General features: G+C 31.4%; 16 protein-coding genes. 13 read left to right on the top strand and 3 right to left on the bottom strand.

The window, feature by feature from the left end; translation table 11 throughout:
* Positions 1 to 57: 57 nt before the first annotated feature.
* Positions 58 to 744 (bottom strand): RadC family protein, encoded by a 687-nt coding sequence (gene radC / locus C7447_RS09845; protein ID WP_148870349.1) that lies wholly within the window; start codon positions 742 to 744, stop codon positions 58 to 60.
* A 193-nt stretch (positions 745 to 937) separates the two neighbouring features.
* On the opposite strand from radC, the gene trkA reads away from it, so the two are divergent.
* The 4 genes from trkA (at position 938) to C7447_RS09825 (ending at position 4,906) form a co-directional block, all read left to right on the top strand.
* The gene (trkA, locus tag C7447_RS09840) at positions 938 to 2,284 is read left to right on the top strand and encodes a Trk system potassium transporter TrkA (protein WP_148870348.1); all 1,347 of its coding nucleotides are present in this window, start codon (positions 938 to 940) and stop codon (positions 2,282 to 2,284) included.
* Positions 2,284 to 3,783 (top strand): TrkH family potassium uptake protein, encoded by a 1,500-nt coding sequence (locus tag C7447_RS09835; protein WP_148870347.1) that lies wholly within the window; start codon positions 2,284 to 2,286, stop codon positions 3,781 to 3,783. The genes trkA and C7447_RS09835 overlap by 1 nt, the downstream gene beginning before the upstream one ends.
* Before the next feature lie 137 nt (positions 3,784 to 3,920).
* Positions 3,921 to 4,274, top strand: coding sequence for a hypothetical protein (locus C7447_RS09830; RefSeq protein ID WP_148870346.1), 354 nt, complete (start codon positions 3,921 to 3,923; stop codon positions 4,272 to 4,274).
* A 23-nt stretch (positions 4,275 to 4,297) separates the two neighbouring features.
* Positions 4,298 to 4,906 carry a phage tail protein gene (locus C7447_RS09825; RefSeq protein WP_148870345.1) on the top strand — a complete coding sequence of 203 codons (609 nt, stop codon included), beginning with the start codon at positions 4,298 to 4,300 and terminating at the stop codon, positions 4,904 to 4,906.
* A gap of 245 nt (positions 4,907 to 5,151) precedes the next feature.
* Here the strand turns inward: C7447_RS09825 and C7447_RS09820 are convergent, their stop codons facing one another.
* Complete coding sequence (locus C7447_RS09820) at positions 5,152 to 5,400, bottom strand: hypothetical protein (protein ID WP_148870344.1); 249 nt, start codon at positions 5,398 to 5,400, stop codon at positions 5,152 to 5,154.
* 698 nt (positions 5,401 to 6,098) lie between these two features.
* On the opposite strand from C7447_RS09820, the gene C7447_RS09815 reads away from it, so the two are divergent.
* From C7447_RS09815 to C7447_RS09795, 6 genes are all read left to right on the top strand, one after another.
* A complete protein-coding gene (locus tag C7447_RS09815) occupies positions 6,099 to 9,419 on the top strand; it encodes a beta strand repeat-containing protein (protein ID WP_148870343.1) in 3,321 nt (1,106 codons plus the stop codon).
* A gap of 25 nt (positions 9,420 to 9,444) precedes the next feature.
* Positions 9,445 to 9,624, top strand: a complete 180-nt coding sequence (locus tag C7447_RS09810; protein WP_148870342.1) for a hypothetical protein — start codon at positions 9,445 to 9,447, stop codon at positions 9,622 to 9,624.
* 330 nt (positions 9,625 to 9,954) lie between these two features.
* Entirely contained in the window at positions 9,955 to 12,099 is a 2,145-nt protein-coding gene (locus C7447_RS09805; protein ID WP_148870341.1) for a T9SS type A sorting domain-containing protein, read from the top strand.
* A gap of 25 nt (positions 12,100 to 12,124) precedes the next feature.
* Complete coding sequence (locus C7447_RS14800) at positions 12,125 to 12,298, top strand: hypothetical protein (RefSeq protein ID WP_170245983.1); 174 nt, start codon at positions 12,125 to 12,127, stop codon at positions 12,296 to 12,298.
* Positions 12,299 to 12,357: 59 nt separating this feature from the next.
* A complete protein-coding gene (locus C7447_RS09800) occupies positions 12,358 to 13,491 on the top strand; it encodes a phosphoenolpyruvate carboxykinase (ATP) (RefSeq protein ID WP_148870340.1) in 1,134 nt (377 codons plus the stop codon).
* Positions 13,481 to 14,545 carry a nucleotidyltransferase family protein gene (locus tag C7447_RS09795; RefSeq protein ID WP_148870339.1) on the top strand — a complete coding sequence of 355 codons (1,065 nt, stop codon included), beginning with the start codon at positions 13,481 to 13,483 and terminating at the stop codon, positions 14,543 to 14,545. The genes C7447_RS09800 and C7447_RS09795 overlap by 11 nt, the downstream gene beginning before the upstream one ends.
* Here the strand turns inward: C7447_RS09795 and C7447_RS09790 are convergent.
* On the bottom strand, positions 14,529 to 15,881 hold the full coding sequence (locus tag C7447_RS09790; protein WP_148870338.1) for a UDP-N-acetylmuramate--L-alanine ligase: 1,353 nt from the start codon (positions 15,879 to 15,881) through the stop codon (positions 14,529 to 14,531). The two genes, C7447_RS09795 and C7447_RS09790, sit on opposite strands and share 17 nt — an antisense overlap.
* 330 nt (positions 15,882 to 16,211) lie before the next feature.
* Between C7447_RS09790 and C7447_RS09785 the strand changes: the two genes are divergently transcribed.
* From C7447_RS09785 to C7447_RS09775, 3 genes are read left to right on the top strand one after another with little or no spacing between them, the layout of a single operon-like run.
* Positions 16,212 to 19,091 (top strand): gliding motility-associated C-terminal domain-containing protein, encoded by a 2,880-nt coding sequence (locus C7447_RS09785; protein ID WP_170245980.1) that lies wholly within the window; start codon positions 16,212 to 16,214, stop codon positions 19,089 to 19,091.
* A gap of 18 nt (positions 19,092 to 19,109) precedes the next feature.
* Positions 19,110 to 20,063: a PorP/SprF family type IX secretion system membrane protein gene (locus C7447_RS09780; protein ID WP_148870336.1), complete on the top strand. Its 954-nt coding sequence runs from the start codon at positions 19,110 to 19,112 to the stop codon at positions 20,061 to 20,063.
* A gap of 12 nt (positions 20,064 to 20,075) precedes the next feature.
* Positions 20,076 to 22,148 (top strand): OmpA family protein, encoded by a 2,073-nt coding sequence (locus C7447_RS09775; RefSeq protein ID WP_148870335.1) that lies wholly within the window; start codon positions 20,076 to 20,078, stop codon positions 22,146 to 22,148.
* Positions 22,149 to 22,182: the final 34 nt, after the last annotated feature.

The following is a 22,182-nucleotide window of genomic DNA, read 5'->3' as shown; positions in this document are numbered from 1 at the left end:
TCATTCGTTAATTGGTAGTCGATAAATGTTAGTTTTTTCGCTAAAATTATCTACAGACTAAATAATTCCTTCGTCTGCAAAGCTAAAATACGCTTTTTCAGTAATAATTAAATGATCGAGTATTTTTATATCTAGGGTACTCCCTGCTGCTTTTATTTTTTGAGTAAGTTGAATATCTAAATTACTGGGCTTTAATTTTCCTGAAGGATGATTATGACAAAGAACAATACCTAGTGCATATAATTCTAATGCCCGCTTATATAACAATCTTATATCCACCAAAGTGGCTGTTAATCCTCCCTTACTTAACTGATGTTTGGCCAACACCTTATTAGAATTATTAAGATATAACACCCAAAACTCTTCATGTTGTAAATCACCAATAACAGGCTGCATCAGTCTACAAACATCTGAAGATGATGTTATTTTAGAAATTACATTTTCTTCTTCAAAATGTCGTCTTTTCCCTAACTCTAAAGCGGTGGTAATAGAAATAGCTTTGGCTTCACCTATTCCTTTAAACTGCATTAATTCTTCAACCGATAATTTTGCTAATTGATTTAAATTATTACCTACATGTTGTAAAATACGTTTTGATAAAGCTACTGCGCTTTCTTCTCTATTCCCTGAACCTATTAAAATGGCTATCAATTCTGCATCAGACAAAGCTGTTTTTCCTTTGGCAACTAGTTTTTCACGAGGGCGGTCATCTAACGCCCAAGACTTTATCGTTAACTTTTTCATTATCAAACAATTTAAACAAATGTAATAAAAGTGCTCTATGAAATAATACTATTGAGAAACATCTATAAAAACATTGTTAATTATTGACTTTATACAACTTACAATATTCTAAAATCTAAAATTACTCTAAATAAAACTTATTTTTATAATGTGAAAAAAATGTATCTTTGTAACCTATTTCTTAATTTTTTATATGAAAATTATCATAGCCGGAGCTGGTGATGTAGGCTTTCATTTGGCTAAATTACTTTCTTACGAATCTCAAGACACATACATTGTTGATTTTGATGGTGATAAGTTAAACTATATCAATAATCATTTAGATGTAATCACTAAAAAAGGTGATGCTACTTCGATGAAATTATTGAAAGAAATTGGTATAAGTAGCGCCGATTTACTTCTTGCTGTAACCGATAGCCAAAATACCAATTTCACAATATCTGTAATTGGAAAAGCATTAGGTGTAAAAAAAACTATTGCTCGTATTAGTAATCCAGAATTTTTAAACTGTGATGTAATTGATTTCAAAGAATATGGTGTAGATTTTATGATTTCTCCAGAAGAATTAGCTGCCGAAGAGATTAAATTATTACTACATCAGTCTTCTTTTAACGATACTGTTGCTTTCGAAAATGGCTTATTTAATGTTATGGGTGCTACGCTTGGTTATAAATCTCCAATTGTAGACTTAACGGTTAAAGAAGCTAAAGACAAGTTTAGCATGGTTGATTTTATTACCATTGCTATTAAAAGAGAAGGTATTGCCCAAACAATCATACCCCGTGGTGATTCAGTATATAAAATAAATGACCAAGTATATTTTTCTGTACCAAATTACAGTATTGAAAAATTATACCCAATTATTGGTAAAGAGCATATTGATATTAAAAATGTTATGATTTTAGGAGGGAGTAGTGTTGGTAAAAAAACTGCCCGAAAACTCTGTAAAGCCAACTTTAAAGTCAAACTTATAGAGCGAGATAAAGACAAAGCTGCTGCACTTGCTGAAGATTTAAGAAATACGTTGTTAATCTATGGTGATGGTAGAGATTTACAATTGCTAGAAGAAGAAAACATCAGAGAAATGGATGCTTTTATTGCTGTAACAGGTGATTCGGAAATGAATATTATGTCGTGTTTAGTAGCTAAATCAAAAGGTGTTAAGAAAACCGTTGCTTTAGTAGAAAATATGGATTATATAAATATCTCTCAAACTATTGGGATAGATACTCTTATCAATAAAAAATTAATAGCAGCTAGTAACATTTTTCGTCATATCCGTAAAGGTGAAATTTTAGCTTTAGCCAATTTACATAATATTGATGCTGAAGTATTTGAATTTGAAGTGCAAAAAGGAGCTAAGGTCACAGAAAAGCCTATTAAAGAGTTGCGTTTTCCAAGAGAAGCAGTCTTTGGAGGTATTATTCGTAATGGTAAAGCTTTAATGTCTTTTGGGGATATACAAATCCAAGAGGGTGATTGTGTTATTGTTTTTTGCTTGCCAGAAGCAATTGCAATTGTAGAAGAATTATTTAACTAATGGAAAATATAAACCTCAAGTTAATTTACCGTTTTCTTGGTCTTACCGCTACCCTTAACGGTGCCTTTATGTGGTTAAGTTTACCTTTTAGTTTATACTATGGTGAAAAAACAGGATGGGGTATTTTAAATGCAGGAATTATAACAGTCACTATAGGTTTGTTACTTTTCTTTTTTAATGAACCCAACAATAAAAACCTTCAAAAAAAAGAAGGCTATTTAATTGTAACTTTTGGTTGGTTAATATTGTCTTTTACAGGAATGCTTCCTTATTTATTAACTGGAACAATTCCTAACGTAACTGATGCTTTTTTTGAAACTATTTCTGGTTATTCAACTACAGGTTCTTCTATTTTAACCGATATAGAGTCTATGCCTAAAGGAATTCTTTTTTGGCGTAGTGCAACGCATTGGATTGGTGGTATGGGAATTATTGTGCTTACCATTGCTATTTTACCTTTATTAGGAATTGGAGGAATGCAATTATTTATGGCTGAAGCTCCGGGTCCTTCAGCAGATAAACTTCATCCACGAATTACTGATACTGCAAAAAGGTTATGGTTAATTTATGTTGGACTAACCATTGTTGAGTTCTTACTTTTAAAAGTAGCAGGAATGACTTGGTTTGACGCTATAAATCATGCTATGGCTACAGTAAGCACTGGAGGGTTTTCTACCAAAAATGCAAGTGTTGCTTATTGGAACGGAATGCCTATGGTACAATATATCATTATCCTTTTTATGTTTATTGCTGGCACCAACTTTGTATTAACCTATTTTGCGTTAAAAGGAAAAGTACGAAAAGTGATACAAAGTGAAGAATTTCGTTATTATTTTTTTACAATAGTGGGTATTTCTACAATTGTTGCTATTATAATTATCTTTTTTCAAGACCCTAGTTTACAAACTTCGATAGATCATCCAATGGTATGGGGTAAAGCAGAAAGCGCAATTAGACATTCGTTGTTTTCTGTAATTTCAGTAGTAACAACAACTGGCTTTGTAACTGCCGATTTTACTATGTGGAGCTATTTTGTAACGGCTTTATTTTTCTCCCTATTTTTCTTAGGAGGATCGGCAGGTTCAACCTCTGGGGGTATAAAAATTGTGCGTCACATAGTAATGTTAAAAAATAGTTTTTTAGAATTTAAAAAAACGTTACATCCTAATGCTATTATCCCTGTTCGTTATGACGGGAAAGCTGTAAACCAAACTATTGTTTTCAATATTTTATCTTTCTTTATTTTATATATGTTGATTTTTATTGTTGGAACTGTAGTGTTAGCTTTTTTAGGACTTGATATTCAATCTGCTTTAGGAGCATGCGCCTCTTCATTAGGTAATATTGGTCCTGCAATTGGAAATGTTAGTCCTGTGAATAGCTACTCTCATTTATCTGTTGGAGCCAAATGGTTTTGTTCTTTTTTAATGCTAATCGGTCGTTTAGAACTGTTTACTGTGTTAATCTTATTTACTCCTTTCTTTTGGAGAAAGAATTAACCCACCTCTTATTCCAAATATTTCAACACTCATATATAAAATAAATACGCCTAAGTAATTTTATTAAGATTTAATTCTTTCTATCTCTAAATTTGAGATAGAAACATAATACTATTTTAATCTTTAAAAACCTACTTATGTATACACTAACAGTAAACAACAATTACGCATGGGATATTGGAGTTTCCAATGGAGTTATTATTCCTAAAAAAGGTAATCATACTTTCAACAGACGAGGCTCCTTATATTTAACGGTTCCTGGCATGGGAGAAATTAACTTTATAGATTTAGCAAAAAAAAAAATAGACGGATATCCTTATCCAAAAGAAACTTGGGGTATCTTAATAAGAACCCATAGTACAGAAGCATATTACAGATATGAAGGAGGAGGAGAAATAACTGCTATTATAGATGATTTAGGAACATTACATCTTAGTACTAAAAAAGGCACAATGATTCATATTAAATTACCTGAACTTATTTTAAACTAATTATTAATTACAAATTTATTATTATGGCATCAATAGACCCACTATTAGGATCAATCAGTACATTTGCAGGCAATTTTGCCCCAAGAGGTTGGATGTTTTGCAACGGACAAGACCTACCCATCGCTCAACACCAAGCTCTATTTTCTCTTTTAGGATATACTTACAGTAATAAGAACGAAGGAAACACCTTTAAAATACCTGATTTACGTGGTAGAGCTCCAATTCATTTTGGTCAAGGACTTGGGTTATCTAACCATAGCTTAGGGTCAATGGCAGGACAGGAATATCATACTCTTAATATTTTAGAGATGCCTAATCATGATCACTTAATAAATAACAGTGTTAGTGAAGACCAATATATACAATTAAGCACTACCCCTGCTGTAAATGAAGTGCCTGCTGCTGGAGACGTACCTGCTGCTGCTCAATTTGGATCTGGTTTAGGGGCTACAGAAGTAAAAGCCTTTGGACCTCCAACTGCAGGTAATATTGTAAACGGCCAAACTATTAGTGGAAATGCTGGTTTAACTATTTTAACCAATGGTCATGGCCAACCTCACAACAACATGCAACCATATTTGGCTGTTAATTTTATTATTGCTATTGAAGGACTTTATCCTTCAAGAAGCTAATACTAAAAACAAATTCAAATGCTCTTTGGTTATAATGCTAAAGAGCATTTTCAACACTCCATTCTGGTGACTGCTTTGAAATGTAACATAATTTGTACTTTGCGTTTTTTTGAATACAAAGACTTAATACAATAATAAATGGTTATCAAAAATTCTTCATTATTTATAAAAATATCTTAAACATTTTTATTTTAGTATAAATACAAATATCTGAAGTGGTTTTCAAAATCTTAATCAAAAAATATCTAGTCAGATTCAAAACTAAGTTCATTTTCTAAAGGCTTCATCTCTTTATTGATTGAAAATAAAAATTCTTTCTCTTCTAAATTGATATAGCCTTTATAATTTCGACTCAAATGTTTTTCTTTAGCGTAAAATGATTTTCTAGAACTTTTTTCTATTTCTTGTGGAACTAAATATCCTTTTTTAAAAAGTTGCATTACTAAATTTTGAGTTAGTGAAACCTGAGGCTCTTTTGTAAGTCCTTTATCCATTGTCTCTGTAATGGCACCACGTAAATACTCTTCTTTTTTAATCTAAAGGTTGTTGCATCTTCAACTAGGTACTCTTTTACATAATCTTTATAACCTAAAAAATTAATTATTTGTTTTAAACTTAAAATTGAGCTTTCATGAATGTCTATAAAGGTAATAGCAATAGCATCACTACGAAAGAAGGGTAACAATGGAATTAATAATGTACCCAGTGGACCCGTTCCTGCATAAACGATTTGAATTTTTGTTTTTTTGAAAATTTGTAACGCCTTTTCTATTGCTTTGTATGTTCCTTTAATAAAACGAGCTGTTCTAACATAATCTTCGAGACAATCTTTTGCATGCCGAGGAGATAGTGCAATTCCTCCATCTATCCTTGTCTCTTTAATTTAATTGAAATCTAATACTATATTTTTTGAAAGCTCTCTATAAAAGTTAGACAAATGAGTTATGGCTAATTTTCCTTCTTCTTTCGTATTTGAATTTATTGAAAATTAAGTTACTTTATTTAATTCTATTTTAGATATCATAATTAACTACTTTAATGGCTTTAACAATAATTCAATCAAAATTAAAATTATTACTCTTATACCCATATTTACTTCACTCATACCCATATATCTGGCTTTAAGTAATTTCTTTCCTTTTTTCTTATATATAAAAGTATATTTGAAAGCAAACCACAAAACAAAAATATTATGAAACAATATTACTTCAAACTTTTATTAATTCCCCTTTTTACTCTTTCTATACAATTGTATAGCCAAACACCTGGTACAATGGATTTTGGCCCTACAACAGTAGTTATAGCAAATGCAGTAAACCCATCACATGACTACTCTAATAATAGTTTAGATCCATCAGATAATGCAAGACTAAATGGTTTTGATATGTCGGGAACATCTAATGGAAGTATTTTTCTTGCTCTTGCTTTAAATGGTAATTCTGCTGGAACAGATGCTATTGGTGGTCCAGCAGATGCTGTACTAGGATGGATTGGAGATGGTACTAAATCTGTTATAACAGGAACGTTAAAAACAGACAGCGGAGGTGAAATTGGTTTAACTTCGATGCATTTTGCCTATGAACTTTCAGGTGGAAGTTCTCCTTCATCCTTTACTTTTACTGGTAAAAAAGACGGAATTACTGTAGGGACTATAGTGTTAACTTCTCCTCTTGCTATTTCAGATATCAGTTTAGATTTTACTTCTCCTACCACAGGTTCATTTACAAGCATTGATGAAATCGTTTTTGAACCTTCAACCCCTATATTTGGAGGATTTTCTATTGATGACATGGTGGTTACTACTGCTAGTACATGTACAGCCCCAGACGTACCAACAGCAGTATTTGCTCCTCCAATAATATGTGACGGAAATAGTTCTTTATTAACTATTTCAGGAGCCAAAAATGATGCAACAGAATGGCGTGTATATACGGGCTCATGCGGCGGAACATTAGTTGGATCAACAACTGGTTCAACTATTATTGTAACACCTACACCACCAAGTACAACTTATTATATAAGAGGTGAAGGTGGTTGTACCACTCCTGGAGCCTGCGTAACCATAACTATAAATACTACTCCTAGAGAAGATGCTTCTTTTAGTTATGGAGCTGCGGCTTATTGTGTAGATGCCGCTGATCCTACACCTACTATTACAGGAGTTTCTGGAGGTACTTTTTCAGCACCAGGAGGATTATCTATAAATGCTACTACGGGTACTATTGATGTTTCAGCTTCGACGCCTAACACCTATGCGGTCTCTTATGAAACTAATGGTTTATGTTATGGAAGAGAAACTGCTTCTATCACAATAAATCCTATAGATGATGCTTCATTTAGTTATGGTACTGCTGCATACTGTGTAGATGGCGCTGATCCTACACCTACTATTACGGGCGTAGCGGGCGGAACATTCTCTTCTACCGCAGGACTATCTATGAATGCTACTACAGGAACTATTGATGTTTCGGCTTCAACACCTAGCATCTATACGATTACTTATACAACAGCAGGAGCGTGTTCTAATACTTCTCAAGTTAGTGTTACTATAAATGCTATAGATAATGCTTCATTTAGTTATGCTGCTGCTGCATACTGTGTAGATGGCGCTGATCCTACACCTACTATTACGGGCGTAACGGGTGGGACATTCTCTTCTACAGCAGGATTGTCTATTAATGCTACTACAGGAACTATTGATGTTTCGGCTTCAACACCTAATACTTATAACGTTACTTATACAACAACAGGAACCTGTCCAAATACTTCTCAAGTTAATGTTACTATAAATGCTTTAGATGATGCTTCATTTAGTTATGGTACTGCTGCATACTCTGTAACTGATTTGGATCCAACACCTAGTATTACAGGTTTAGCAGGAGGTAATTTCACATCTTCCCCTGTTGGATTAGTTATAAACCCAACGACCGGGGTTATAGATGTTTCTTTATCTTTACCTAGGAGCTATACTATTACCTATACAACAACAGGAACTTGTTCAAACTCTTCTGATGTAAATATTACAATTACAGGATTTACATGGACAGCAGCTATTAATGATGATTGGTCGGAACCTATAAACTGGGCCAATGGAATAATTCCAACTAGCTCTGATGATGTTGTTATACCAAATATTATTAATTCACCTATTATATATGGAGTAGAAGGAATAACCGTAAAAAACATTAGTATAGATCCTGCTTCTACTATAACTGTTAATAGTGGTGGATCACTTATTGCTACAGGAACTGCGAGTGGAAATATCACTTATAAAAGAACACTTACCTCCAACTGGCATTTAGTTTCATCTCCACTAGCTAATGAAACTTTTGAAGATATAATTGCAAACAATGCTTTAGCAAGTGGTACTGGGACTAACATAGGTATTGCTCCTTATAAAAATGATGGTACCGCATGGAATTACTTAACAAGTGCTTCAAACGGAACAATAACACCTGGACAAGGTTTCTCTGTTAAATTAACTTCTGCCGGAAATTTAAATTTTGTTGGTAGTATTAATACAAATACTGTAACCTATCCTATTACACAAGCTACAAATACTTTAAATTTGATAGGTAACCCTTATGCTTCTTACATTAATCTTGGTAATTTTTTCTCAGATAATCCTACAGGACCTGTACTTTCTGAAGCAACAATATGGTTATGGAATCAAGCCACAGGTAATTACGACCTAAAAATGTCTGGTACAGATGCTGGTTTTCAAATTGCTCCTGGTCAAGGTTTTTTTGTGAGTGCAGGTGCCAATACTAATGTTACTTTTGATGCAGCGAATCAAAGTCATCAAACAGATACTTTTCAAAGAAATTCTAGAACAGAAGTTAACCTAACAATTACAGAAAATAACATTTCTAAATCAACCAAATTATATTATATCAACGGAACAACTACTGGTTTTGATAATGGGTATGACGGAAGTTTATTTGGTGGTACTGATTATAATTTTGCTTTATTTACTGAATTAATCTCTGATAATCAAGGTAAAAAACTAGCCATTCAATCTTTACCTAATTCAGATTTTGAAACTACAATTGTTCCGGTAGGACTTATTGCTGAAGCAGGGAAGGAAATTACTTTTTCAGCTAACGCCATGAATCTTCCTTCAGGAGTTGATGTATATTTAGAAGACAGAATAAACGGTGCTTTTTCCAATTTATCTAAAGATACCTATAAAGTTACTTTAAATAGTGCTGCTAATGGTATCGGCCAATTTTATTTACATACTACGTCTCAAAGATTAAGTTCTGAAGATATTATTAAGAACATTAGCAATGTAAGCATCTATAAATCTTCCAATCAGGAGATTACTATCACAGGTTTACAAGCTAAAGCAAATGTTAGTGTTTATTCTATATTAGGAAAAGAATTAGTTACAACAGCTATTAACTCAAATGGAATTAGTAAAGTTAGTTTACCAACATTACCTACTGGCGTTTATATTGTTAAATTGAATTCTAACCTAGGTGAAATAACTAAAAAAATAATTTTAGAATAACACAACTATTTCAAAAACAATCATCATGAATAAAAATATAAAAAATACTGATAATAAAAATCAAGAAATTTCTCGTAAAGAAGCTCTTGGAAAAATTGGAAATTATGGTAAATATGCTGCTTTAACAGCATTAGGTACTTATATGATTTTAAATCCTAAAAAAGCGCAAGCACAAAGCCCGGAACATCCTGGGGATGGATTTTAATTTTTAAAATATTTTTAACAAAACCTCAAAAAATTCTTGAGGTTTTTCTCTTTTTAGAACCATATGGAACATTTATTATTCCCCAAAAAAAAAATTAATGTTTAATTCTATAAAATTAAACTGCCACCTACTATTTTAAACGAAATTAACAACAAAATCCCTGTTGAAAAAATTGATGGAGATTTACTCTAAAAAATGGTTGTTTAGAATTATTTATCGTACTAATTTTATTTACTCTATTTTTTGCAGAAAAAGCTAGCGTACTTATAACGTGTTAATTATTAATAAAGTAAAAATATTTTTTTAACTTTATAAGAAAATTTTACGCTTATGAAAAAACAATACTTTTTAATAACTTTTTTCCTGTTATCAATTACCTCCAACATTATATGCCAATCTTTGGGGGATATTGCTTTTACAGCTTTTAATGCAGACGGAAACAAAGATTTTGCCATAGTTGTTTTAGCAGATATCCCTGCAAACTCAACTATTTATTTTACAGATAATGAATCTAATGGATCTAGTGGGCTTACAACTGGCGAAGGTACATTAACTTGGAGTACGGGAGTAAACTTAATAGAAGCTGGGACTATTGTTGTTTTCACAGACGTTGATGGAACTTTATCTAGTTTTGGTTCTTCAATTGGCACACTATCTGAATCTGGGAGTTTCAACATAACTGCCTCAAAAGATGGAATTATTGCTTTTTTAGGTGCTGATGTAAATACACCTACAACTTTTATTGCTGCAATTCAAATCGGTAATGATCCAACTACATTAGGACCTTTTGATGGAGATGGGATAACACTTACAAATACAGGATTAGTTATTGGGACGTCAATTATTGTTTTTGACGATTCTGCTTCACCAGACGGGGCTGCTTATATCGGTGCTAGAACCGGACAAAGTACATTTTCTGATTACTATTCACTTTTAATCGACGATGAAAACAATTGGACTAATGTCGTTAATGAGGACGGAGAGTCTTTACTTCCTTTCTCTATCGAAGCTTTTACAATACAATCTGTAATTTGGTCTGGAACAACCAACTCAAATTGGAATACAGCTTCAAATTGGTCGGGAGGAACAATACCTATCTCAACTGATGATGTTTTAATTCCAAATGACATAACTAATTATCCAACAATAATTTCTCCAACTACGGTAAATAGCGTAACGATAGAATCTGGAGCTTCTTTAATAGCTAATGCTTCATTAACAGGAGTCGTAACGGATAAAAGAAACTTACCAACCACTAATTGGTATTTAATTTCATCACCAGTATCTGGTGAAACAATTGAAGATATTATTACAAATCATACACTAGCAACGGGTACAGGAAGTAATTTAGGGTTAGCTCCTTACAATAATGATGGCGTAAATGCATGGAGTTATCAAACGGCAGCTTCAACTGGAGCTATAACTTCTGGAATGGGTACTTCTATTAAATTGGCTGCTCCTGGAAATATTTCTTTTACAGGAACTGTTAATACAACAGATGTTATTTATGGAATAACTACTGGAGATAGAACAAATTTTAATTTAGTTGGAAATCCTTTTACATCCTATATAAACTCGGCTACTTTCACTACAGAAAACATTAGTGCCTTAACAGAAGGGACTATTTGGTTATGGGATGGCACTCAATATATTACTAAAAATTCAGCCGATACTATTGAAATTGCACCCACACAAGGTTTCTTTGTAGAAGCTAACGGAAATGGTAATATTTCCTTTGGAATCGCTAATCAAAGTCATCAAGGAACAGACACATTTATGAGGCAAAGTCCTAATCCAATAATTGAATTATTTGCTGAAATTGGAGATACTAAAAAGTCTACTAAATTGTTTTATTTAGAAGGAAAAACTACTGATTTTGATAATGGTTATGATGGAAGCTTATTTAGTGGGACTAATTATAATTTCGCTTTATTTACAGAATTAATTTCAAACAATGAAGGAAAAAAATTAGCCATTCAAACACTACCAAACTCTAATTTTGAGAACATGATTGTACCAATTGGTTTGATTGCAGAAGCGGATAAAGAAATTACTTTCTCTGTAGATGCAATGAATCTTCCCTCTGGTATTAAAATTTACTTAGAAGATAGATTAAATAATAAGTTTATTAATTTATTGGAAGAAACTTATAAAATAGTTTTAAATGAAGCTTCAACCGGAATCGGTCAATTTTATTTACACACAACTTCACAAAAATTAAATGTTAAAGATATCATCAAAAACATTAATACCGTAAGTGTCTATAAATCTAAAAAACAAGAAATTACCATTACTGGTTTGCAAGCCAAAGCAAATGTTACAGTTTATTCTCCATTAGGCAAGAAATTAATTACAACATCAATTAATTCAAACGGAATAAGTAAGATTAATTTACCAACTTTATCAACGGGAATTTACATCGTTAAAGTAAATTCTGATTTGGGTGAAATAACTAAAAAAATAATATTAGAATAATACGAGAATTTTAAAGCTTATTATCATGAACAAAAAAATAAAAAATACTAATCAAGAAATTTCTCGTAAAGAAGCTATAAAAAAAATAGGTGATTACGGAAAATATACCGCACTAACTGCTTTGGGAACATATATAATTTTAAATCCTAAGAAAGCACAAGCAGTTTCTCCTGAAGATCCAGGCAGTGGCGGATTTTAATCATAAAATATATTTTAAAAAACTCAAAAATCCTGAGTATTTTCTATTTTTAGAACCATATGGAATATTTACTTACACATAAACAGATTGAGGACAAATCAATTGTTTGGTTTTCAAAAAAAAATCAATATGTAGTTTTAGAAAATAAAACTGCAGATATTTTAAATGATATTGATAGTGGAGTTTCTATTAAAAATATTGGTAAACAACTTGCTGACGAAATGGATATTCCACACGAAAAAGCAATTGACTTTGTTATTAATATAGAGCAAAAATTATATATTCCTAATGCTACAAAAGAAACTAATTTTCCTCATGATTACAAAAACATTAAAGCCAATTGTGAATTTAAATTAACAAAATACTACAAGGTTAATAATCTTATTTTTAAAGTAGATTTTGAATCAGAAAACGAATCCTTTCTAATTCATCCTAAATTTTCTCACTTAGAAATTAAAAAAACTGATGAATTCAACTATAACTATCAAGTTTTCACAGAAAATCATCATACTTTTTTATTAGTCGACGCTATTTACATTGGTTCTTGGCATAGGAAAGACATTCACTATTTCCAAGGAAAATTTTCAATGCAAATGGTTCAACATATACATCAAAAAAAAGAAGATAAGTGGCTAGGTATTTTTCATGCTTCCGCAGTAAGCAATACTAAAAACACTATTCTTTTCTTAGGAGATTCTGGCAACGGAAAAAGTACTTCTCTTGCACTCCTTCAAGCTAACGGTTTTACCTGTATCGCTGATGATTTTGTTCCTGTAGATGTTGAAAAACAACATATTTATAGCTTTCCTTCTTCAATTTCAATCAAAAGAAATAGTTTAGAAACTTTACTCCCTTTATACCCTGAATTAAACAATTCAAAAGAATATAATTTTAAATCTCTAAATAAAGTAGTTCGATATTTACCTCCAAACACGACCGATTTTAAACAACATTTACCTTGTAAAGCGCTAGTTTTTATAAAATACGTACCTAATTCAGAATTAATTATCAATAGAATTTCAAACTTAGATGCTTTTGAAAAATTAGTTCCTGATTCTTGGTTATCACCTATAACTAAGAATGCGAAAACATTTTTAGATTGGTTTAAAAAATTACCTTGCTACCAACTCACTTATTCTGACAATAAAGAAATGATTATGACAACTAACAAGATATTCAATAATGAATTATAAAGAAACTTTATTTTTTGTTGGAAAGTGTTTAACAATTACCCACGAAAAACAAAATAGAGATTTAGTTGAAGAAGAACTTAAATCTGCAAAAATAGACTGGGATAACGTTGTGAAATTAAGTACAAAACACTACGTTTTCTCTGCTTTATATCTAAATCTAAAACGTGCTGATTTCTTGCGGTATGTGCCACAAGATTTAGTTGAATATATGGAACATATTACGGACTTGAACCGTGAAAGAAATCAACAAATTATCGAGCAAGCTAAAGAAATTAATGAACTTCTACTTTCAAATAATATTTCTCCTGTTTTCTTAAAAGGAACAGGTAATTTATTAGAGGGTTTGTATGAAGATATTGCCGAAAGAATGGTGGGTGATATTGATTTTTTAGTCGAGGAAGAAACATGTAATACAGCTTTTATATTACTAAATGATGTGGGGTATAATAATAAAATATCTGAATTATTTGATGAACACCGACACTTACCAAGAATTACTAATGATGAAAAGATAGCTGGTGTTGAAATTCATAGAAATATGATAAAGAAAAAAACTAAATGTTTTAATTACAATACAATCCAATCAACATTAATAAAAAAAAAGGGAGTTAGTTTTTTATCATTTGAGAATCAAATAAAACTTACAGTTTATTCCAAATTTATAAATGATGATGCTTACCTTCTAAAAAAAATGAGTTTAAGAGCAGCTTATGATGTCTTTTTACTTGGCTACAAACTAACTAATAAATTAAAAATTGAAGAAGATTTATTATCAAAAGAACTAAAAGCTGGCTTAAAGGTTTATTTATCTGCATTAGATAAACCATCTAATATACCAGAATTTTCAGATGAAGTTACAATAAAATATTATAATACTTTTTTCAATTCTACTAGTAGAGAAAAAAAATATATACAAACTTATTTATCTGCGAAATTTAGACTAGAAATTCTATTAAAGTCTTTATTCAAAAAAACATATTTTAAATTTGTAGTTTCTAAATTTACAGACATAAATTGGTGGAGGTCAAAATTTAGTTTTAAACCAAACTCTTAACCTCCTCAAAATCTAAGCCTCCATAGTTTCCCGAACTCATTAATAAAACGGCAGTGTTTTCTAGGTTTAGAGAAAATAAAAAATCTTTAAATTCTTGTGAATTTGTATAAATAATTAAATCATCTCGTTCAAAAGCCTCTGCTATTTGTTTCTCGGTAACCTCTTCCAATTGTTTAATTTTTAAAGCATCCGAAGAATAAAAAACAACAGCTTTGTCCGCATTTTTAAGTGCCCCTTTATACTCCGATAAAAATGTTGCATTTAAACTGCTGTAAGTATGCAATTCTAAACAAGCTAATAAACTTCTATTTTTATATTGATTTTTAACCGCTGTCGTAGTCGCTTCAACTTTACTTGGACTATGAGCAAAATCTTTAAAAATAACTGTCGAATTATTTTCCGCAATCTTTTCTAAACGTTTACTAGCTCCTTTAAAACTTGCTATCGCCTCATAAAAATCATCTTCATCAATTCCCATGTGTTGACAAATCCACTTAGCTCCTGCAAGATTTTGTAGGTTATGTTCTCCAAATACTTCCAACGGTAAATCTCCTTCAGCAGTTTCTAAATAAGTAATCCCATTCTCTATGAAATAATTTGGTGTTGTATAAGGGTATTTCTTAATCGGGTTTGTTGCTTCCTCTACTACTCGCTTTACTGTAGCATCTTCTTCATTATATACCATAATTCCTCCATTAATTAAGGAATTTGTAAAAATTCCAAACTGCTCTACATAGTTTTCAAACGTTGGGAATACATTAATATGATCCCATGCAATTCCGCTTAACAAAGCAATATTTGGGTGATATAAATGAAACTTTGGACGTCTATCTATCGGTGAGCTTAAATACTCATCCCCTTCTAAAACAATAAATTCATTTTCATTCGTTAGATGCACCATAGTTTCAAATCCTTCTAACTGAGCACCTACCATATAATCTACTTTTTTATCGTGATAATTTAACACATGTAAAATCATAGAAGTTATCGTCGTTTTTCCGTGAGAACCTCCAATAACCACACGAGTTTTATCTTTGGATTGTTCATATAGAAATTCTGGATATGAATAAATTTTCACACCTAATTCTTGTGCTTTCAATAACTCCGGATTATCTTTTTTAGCATGCATCCCTAAAATAACAGCATCTAAATCATTTGTGATTTTTCCTGGAAACCAACCAAACTCTTTTGGTAATAATCCATGTTTTTCTAATCGAGATTTAGAAGGATCGTGAATTGTATCATCACTACCTGTTATTTGATATCCCTTTTGATGTAAAGCAATAGCAAGATTATGCATTGCACTTCCTCCAATAGCTATGAAATGAATCTTCATGTAAATAATTAATTATTCTGTGGTAAAGATAGCGAAGTAAAATATACACTAAAAATTAAAAACGATCTATCCCTTAACATCATACAAAACTCTTCACTACTTATATCTATTAAATTGAAGAATTATTCATTAAAATGACATTCTCTGTTAATATATTTTAAGTAAAGTTGCTTATTCTGAATAAAATATGTTGATTTGTATAAAAATTGCAAGTTTTACTGATTTTACTTTAAAAACCATACAGTAAGTAACCAACCTTAAATAAATTCTATGCGAAACAACTACCTAGTTAATTTTAAAATTAGGGCTTTTTATCTTTTGGTCATTCTCATGATTTCTCTTTTTACAGATAATGTAAATGCACAATGTGCAGGTACAGATAGTTCTATTACGATATGTAATAAGGAATCTGATCCTAGTTTACAAAATTTTAATTTATTCAATCAATTAGGAGGAGTTCCACAAACAGGAGGTACATGGACAACCAATAACCCTCTTAATGAAAATGCTTTAAATAACTCGACAGGTACTGTAAATTTATGGGTAATTAACAGGTTTGGAACTCATACTTTTACTTATACAAACAATGATTGTAATGAAAGTGCAATTGTAACCCTAAATTTAGGTGGCTATCCTGGGGAAGATAATGTAGACGGAGGAGCTAATGCCTGTAGCGATGATTCTGCGGTTAATTTATTTAGTTTTTTAGATAATAATAATACTGCTTTAAATGTAGACATAAATGGTGTATGGTCAGGAGCCTCAAGTTCTTCTTCGGCAGCAATACACAATGATTATTTTTTTGATGCCGATTCCGTTGGCCCAGGCACCTATTCTCTTATTTATACTGTTGATGATGTAAATACCTGTACTTCGAGAGTTTCAAATGTTATTTTAGAAGTACACCAAGGTGTTGAATCTGGAGAACCCTTAAACATTAACCTCTGTGAAAGTGATGACATGTCTGTATATACAAACCTTGACTTACACGATAGATTGGTTGGTGAAGACCCAAATGGTATTTGGACTGATAACAATGGTACTGGACAATTAACTGATGTTTTTGATACAATAATCAATATAGAGGAAATATACAATGATTTTGGAGCTGGAACATATAGCTTTACTTATACTGTTACTCCGCTACATCCAGTTTGTTTAGAGCAAAAAACTACAATAACTATTTTTATTGAAAAACAATACGTTTTATCTGGTGTTCAAAATATTATAGGGAACTGTGTAAACAAACCTCTTAATGTAAGTGTTGATTATGATGTTTTATTTTTACCGAATGATTTTTCTACGTCTCCAGATGAAGTTCATAGTGATTCGTACCTAATAAATTATCAGGTTTATGACAGTAATAACTCATTAATTGATAATATATTTTTATCTGACTTCACTATCTCTGATGGGAATTTCGTCTTACCAATTCCTGGGAAATCTACAAGTGGTTTATATTCTGTATCCATAATTAGTCTTGTAAATTTAGAGCTAACCAAATTTTGTGATATTCAAATCGACGTACCTTCTTCAACTTTTATTGTTCAAGACCCTATGGTCTCTATTGATGATATTTGTATTGATGAAGATGCTATAATTAATATTGAAAATATATTAGATAGTACAGGAAACCCCTTAAACGATACATTTCAAATCACTTACTCTCTAAATGACCCGCAATTAAATACTATAAATATTACTACAGATCCTTTAGATTTTATAAACGGTAAAGGAACATTTACAATTGATTCTTCATTGTTACAAATAACGGAAAATAATGGCTATACCATTAATATACTCCAACCATCTGAACTAATGACAGATTGTATTACAGGCTCTTTTAATGTAAACCCCATTCCTGAAGAAATTCAATTAAATCTTATTGTAGATAATCAGTGTAATGCAACCAATATGGAAGTTAATGTTGTAGCCCCTCCTCTTTCTACTGGAGAATACACCGTTACCTATGAAGTAACTGAAGTTGGTAACCCAGAACTTTTAATAGATAACACAATTGTATTTATTGGTGGCCAAGCTAATTATCAAGTAGATATCACTAACCTTGAAGAAGGCTATTACGAAGTGATTTTAAAAAGTACACAAAATGACACAACTCCTTGTAGAACTCAATTTGAATTTGAACTAACAGAAAGTTTTTCGATTGGAGGAATACCAGATCCTCCTACCTTAAACACCAGTCAAACTTTTTGTTTTTCTGATTATGGGTCAAACGGGCCTACTATTTCAAACATAGTTGTGGATTCTGGTGAAAACTTAACATGGTATGAAGATGACACCTCAACAACTCCATTAGACCCTACTACACTACTTCTAGATAGTGAAGACTATTATGTTACTTCAACCAACCCTAATAATAATTGTCATAGTTCAGAAAGAGCTGTGGTTGTTGTATCAGTCATCACAACATTAATGGTTACATCTCCAGATATTAATCCTATTTTTTGTGCAAGCGACAATGCAACAATTGCTAATTTAAATGCTACCACAAACGGAGGAGCATTAGTATGGTATGATAGTGCAACAGATGGCAATATATTAGAATCAAATACGCAACTTGTAAACGGAACGAGTTACTTCGCTGTAGAGAGTATAAGTATATGTGAAAGCACTTCACGATTACAATTCAATGTTACTATTATAGATCCACCAATACCAGTACTAACAGGAAGCCTTTTATTATGTGCTTTAGACAATCTAACAATTCTTGACTTAGAAGAAATTATTTCTACAGAGGATCCTTTCGAGCTTATTTGGTACGATGCTGCTGAAAACGGACTCGAAATAGATAAATCTAATCTCTTACAAGAAGGAATTAATTATTATGTAGCAAGTATAGATCCGCAAACAAGATGTGAAAGCGACAGAGTTGAAATTTCTGTAATCCTTTCAGAATGTGATCCTGAAAATTATGATTTCTTTATTCCCGATGGTTTTTCTCCAAATAATGATGGAGTTAATGACAATTACTTCATCCCATATATTGAGTTCTTCTATCCAAAATATGAATTAGAGATTTTTAATCGTTATGGACAATCTTTATTCAAGGGAGATATTAATCACCCTGCTTGGGATGGTAAAAATAACGGATCAGGAAATGACACAACAAGTGGAGTTTATTTCTACATCCTTAAATACAATAAGAATAATTTAAAGCCAAAACAAGGTAGACTTTACCTAAGTAAATAGTAAAGAACAATATAATAGATGAAGAAAATTATTTTACTTCTTATAATTTTTGCAGGCCATCTTACTGCTTTATCTCAACAAGATCCGCAGTATACACAATACATGTATAACCAAAGTATTATTAACCCTGCTTATGCAACAACAGATTCAGGTATTGTAAACCTAGGTTTTATGCATCGTTCTCAATGGTCATCTGCTGTAGGAGCACCCAAAACCTACAATTTATTTGCCCATACTCCTTTAAGTGAAAAGATTGAAGTCGGTCTTTCGGTTATTACTGATAATATAGGGGATGGAGTTTTAAAAGAAAATAATATCTATGCGGATTTTGCCTATGTTTTAAAATTAAATGACACTCAAAAGCTATCGTTAGGTTTAAAAGCTGGCTTTACCAGCTTCAACACAAGTTTTGATGACTTTAGATTTCCTGAAGATGACCCAATCAGAGGTATTATAACCAACGATGAAGCTTTTAACACCTTAAATAATACATTCCCTAACTTTGGAGTGGGAGCATTCTACTTTACAGATACATATTATGTTGGTTTATCAGCTCCAAACTTCTTACAAAGTAAACATTTAAAAGAAAAACAAGGATTGAATAGTATTGGTGGAGAAGAAATCCATTTTTTCTTAACTGGTGGATACGTTTATGAAATTAATGAAATTGTAAAATTAAAACCCGCAATTATGGCAAAAGCCGTAAAAGGTTCGCCAATTGTTTTAGATACTTCTTTAAATATCTTGTTTAATAACAGATTTGAGGGTGGACTTGCATACAGAATTGATGATTCTGTAAGTGCGATGTTCAATGTTAAAGCCACTAACACTTTAAGAATTGGTTATGCTTTCGACTATACCACTTCTAACTTAGGAAACTTCAATTCTGGAACCCATGAAATAATGGTGCTTTTTGATTTAGACTTAATGGGGTTAAAACAAGGATATGATAAATCTCCAAGATTCTTTTAAACTATGAATATCATGAAAAAGATAATATTTGTCGTACTTTTTATATGTAGCTCTTTATTAATAAATGCTCAAACCTCACAAAAACTTGAAAGAGCTAACACATATTTTAAACGAGCTTATTATAACGAGGCAATTTCAATTTACGAAAATATTTATAAAAGTAAAAGAAGTTTTGAAACCACGAAAAACCTTGCTGATTGTCATTATTATGTAAATAACATGGAAAGAGCTTCTCAAGTTTATAAATACCTTCTCAAAAATTTCAACAATAAAATAGACGATGAATATTATTTTAAATATGTTACCACACTTAAAGCTTCTGGTAAATACAACAGTGCTTACGAAGTGATGAAAAACTTCTTCATCAAAAATAAAAATGAAGGAGGATTAAAGAAGTTAGAAACGGACTCAAAATATCTTGAAAATATTAAAGCTATTGGAGATCGCTTTAAAATAGAAAACTTACAACTCAACACTAAACACTCTGAGTTTGGGGCTATAAAACAAGGCAATAAACTAATATTTACAGCTTCAAAAAAAGAAAGTAACTTTCTTGACAAACTATACAAATGGGATGGTCAACACTACCTTGATCTATATCAAATAAACATTAACAAAATACATCTTGGAGACAGTGTAGCTTATAATTTTTCCAAAGAAATTAATACAAAATTACACGAAGCAAACATCATATTTACTAAAGATGGTAAAACCGCTTATTTTACAAGGAATAACTTTGTAAAAGGAAAACGAAAAAAAGACAGCAAAAAAATAACGCACCTTCAAATTTATAAGGCTGAATTAGTAGATGGAAAATGGAAAAACATAACCTCTTTACCATTTAACAGTAACGAATACTCCACAGAGCACCCAGCTTTGAGCTCTGATGAAAAAACGTTGTATTTTGCTTCAGATATGCCAGGAACCTTGGGCTCTTTTGATATTTTTTCAGTAAGTATTAACTCTGATGGAAGTTACAGTGATCCAACAAATCTTGGTAAAACGATAAATACAGTTAAAAAGGAACAATTCCCTTTCATCAGTAAAAAAAATGAATTGTATTTCTCATCAAACGGCCACCCAGGATTTGGCTCTTTAGATGTTTTTGTTAGTTCTATTACCAGTAATGGATTTTCAAAACCCGATAATGTTGGCTTACCAGTTAATTCAGGTCATGACGATTTTTCATTCAATATTGATACAGATACAAAAGAAGGCTACTTTGCTTCAAACAGACCTGGCGGAAAGGGAAATGACGATATCTATAAAATTGTTGAGCAAAAACCATTGGTAATTGAAAACTGCAAACAATTTATTTCCGGAGTTATAACCGATGTTGACACTCAAAAACCTTTATCAAATACTTTAGTCACCTTAAATAATGATAAAGAGGAAGAACTTAAAAAAATAAATACAGATACTTTAGGTAAGTTCCATTTTAATGCAGAATGCGAAACTACGTATGTTATAAAAGCTTCAAAAGAAGGATATACTAAAAATCACAAAGTAGTAATCCTTCAAAAAGAAAGAAATAAAAAGAATGACGCTTCTCTAGCTTTAAAATCATTGGAGCAACTTAAAAAAGAAGAAGCAATAGCTCTAGAATTACAAAAAGCAAAAGAGCAAGAACAAAAGGTTAAAGATGCTGAAAAATTAGAATTAAATAAGAAAAAAGATATAGAAAATATTATTGCCAAAGAAAAAGATATTATAAAGGATAAAGACAGGATAATTGTTAAGACCGAGCAAATAAATTTCGATTATAAATTATGGTATCTAAGAAGAGATACTAAAAAAGCTATTGATAGAGTTATTACGCTAATGAAAAAATATCCTAGTATGATAATTGAAGTTGGGACACATTCTGATATTAGAGGAAACGATAGGTATAATTTAGAATTGTCTCAAAAACGAGCTACATCTGTAAGAATGTATTTTATGGAAAATGGTACTGAACCCGATCGAATTTCAGCCATTGGTTATGGTGAAACAAAACCTCTTATAAAATGTAAGACTGAAGATTCTTGTACAGAAGAACAACACGAATCGAACAGACGATGTGAATTTATAGTAAAGGGATTTTAACATAATAAAATTATAAATAATGCGAGCCTATTTG

This window comes from Tenacibaculum adriaticum, from assembly GCF_008124875.1.
GTDB lineage: Bacteria > Bacteroidota > Bacteroidia > Flavobacteriales > Flavobacteriaceae > Polaribacter > Polaribacter adriaticus.
This window is presented reverse-complemented; position numbering and strand designations above follow the sequence as displayed.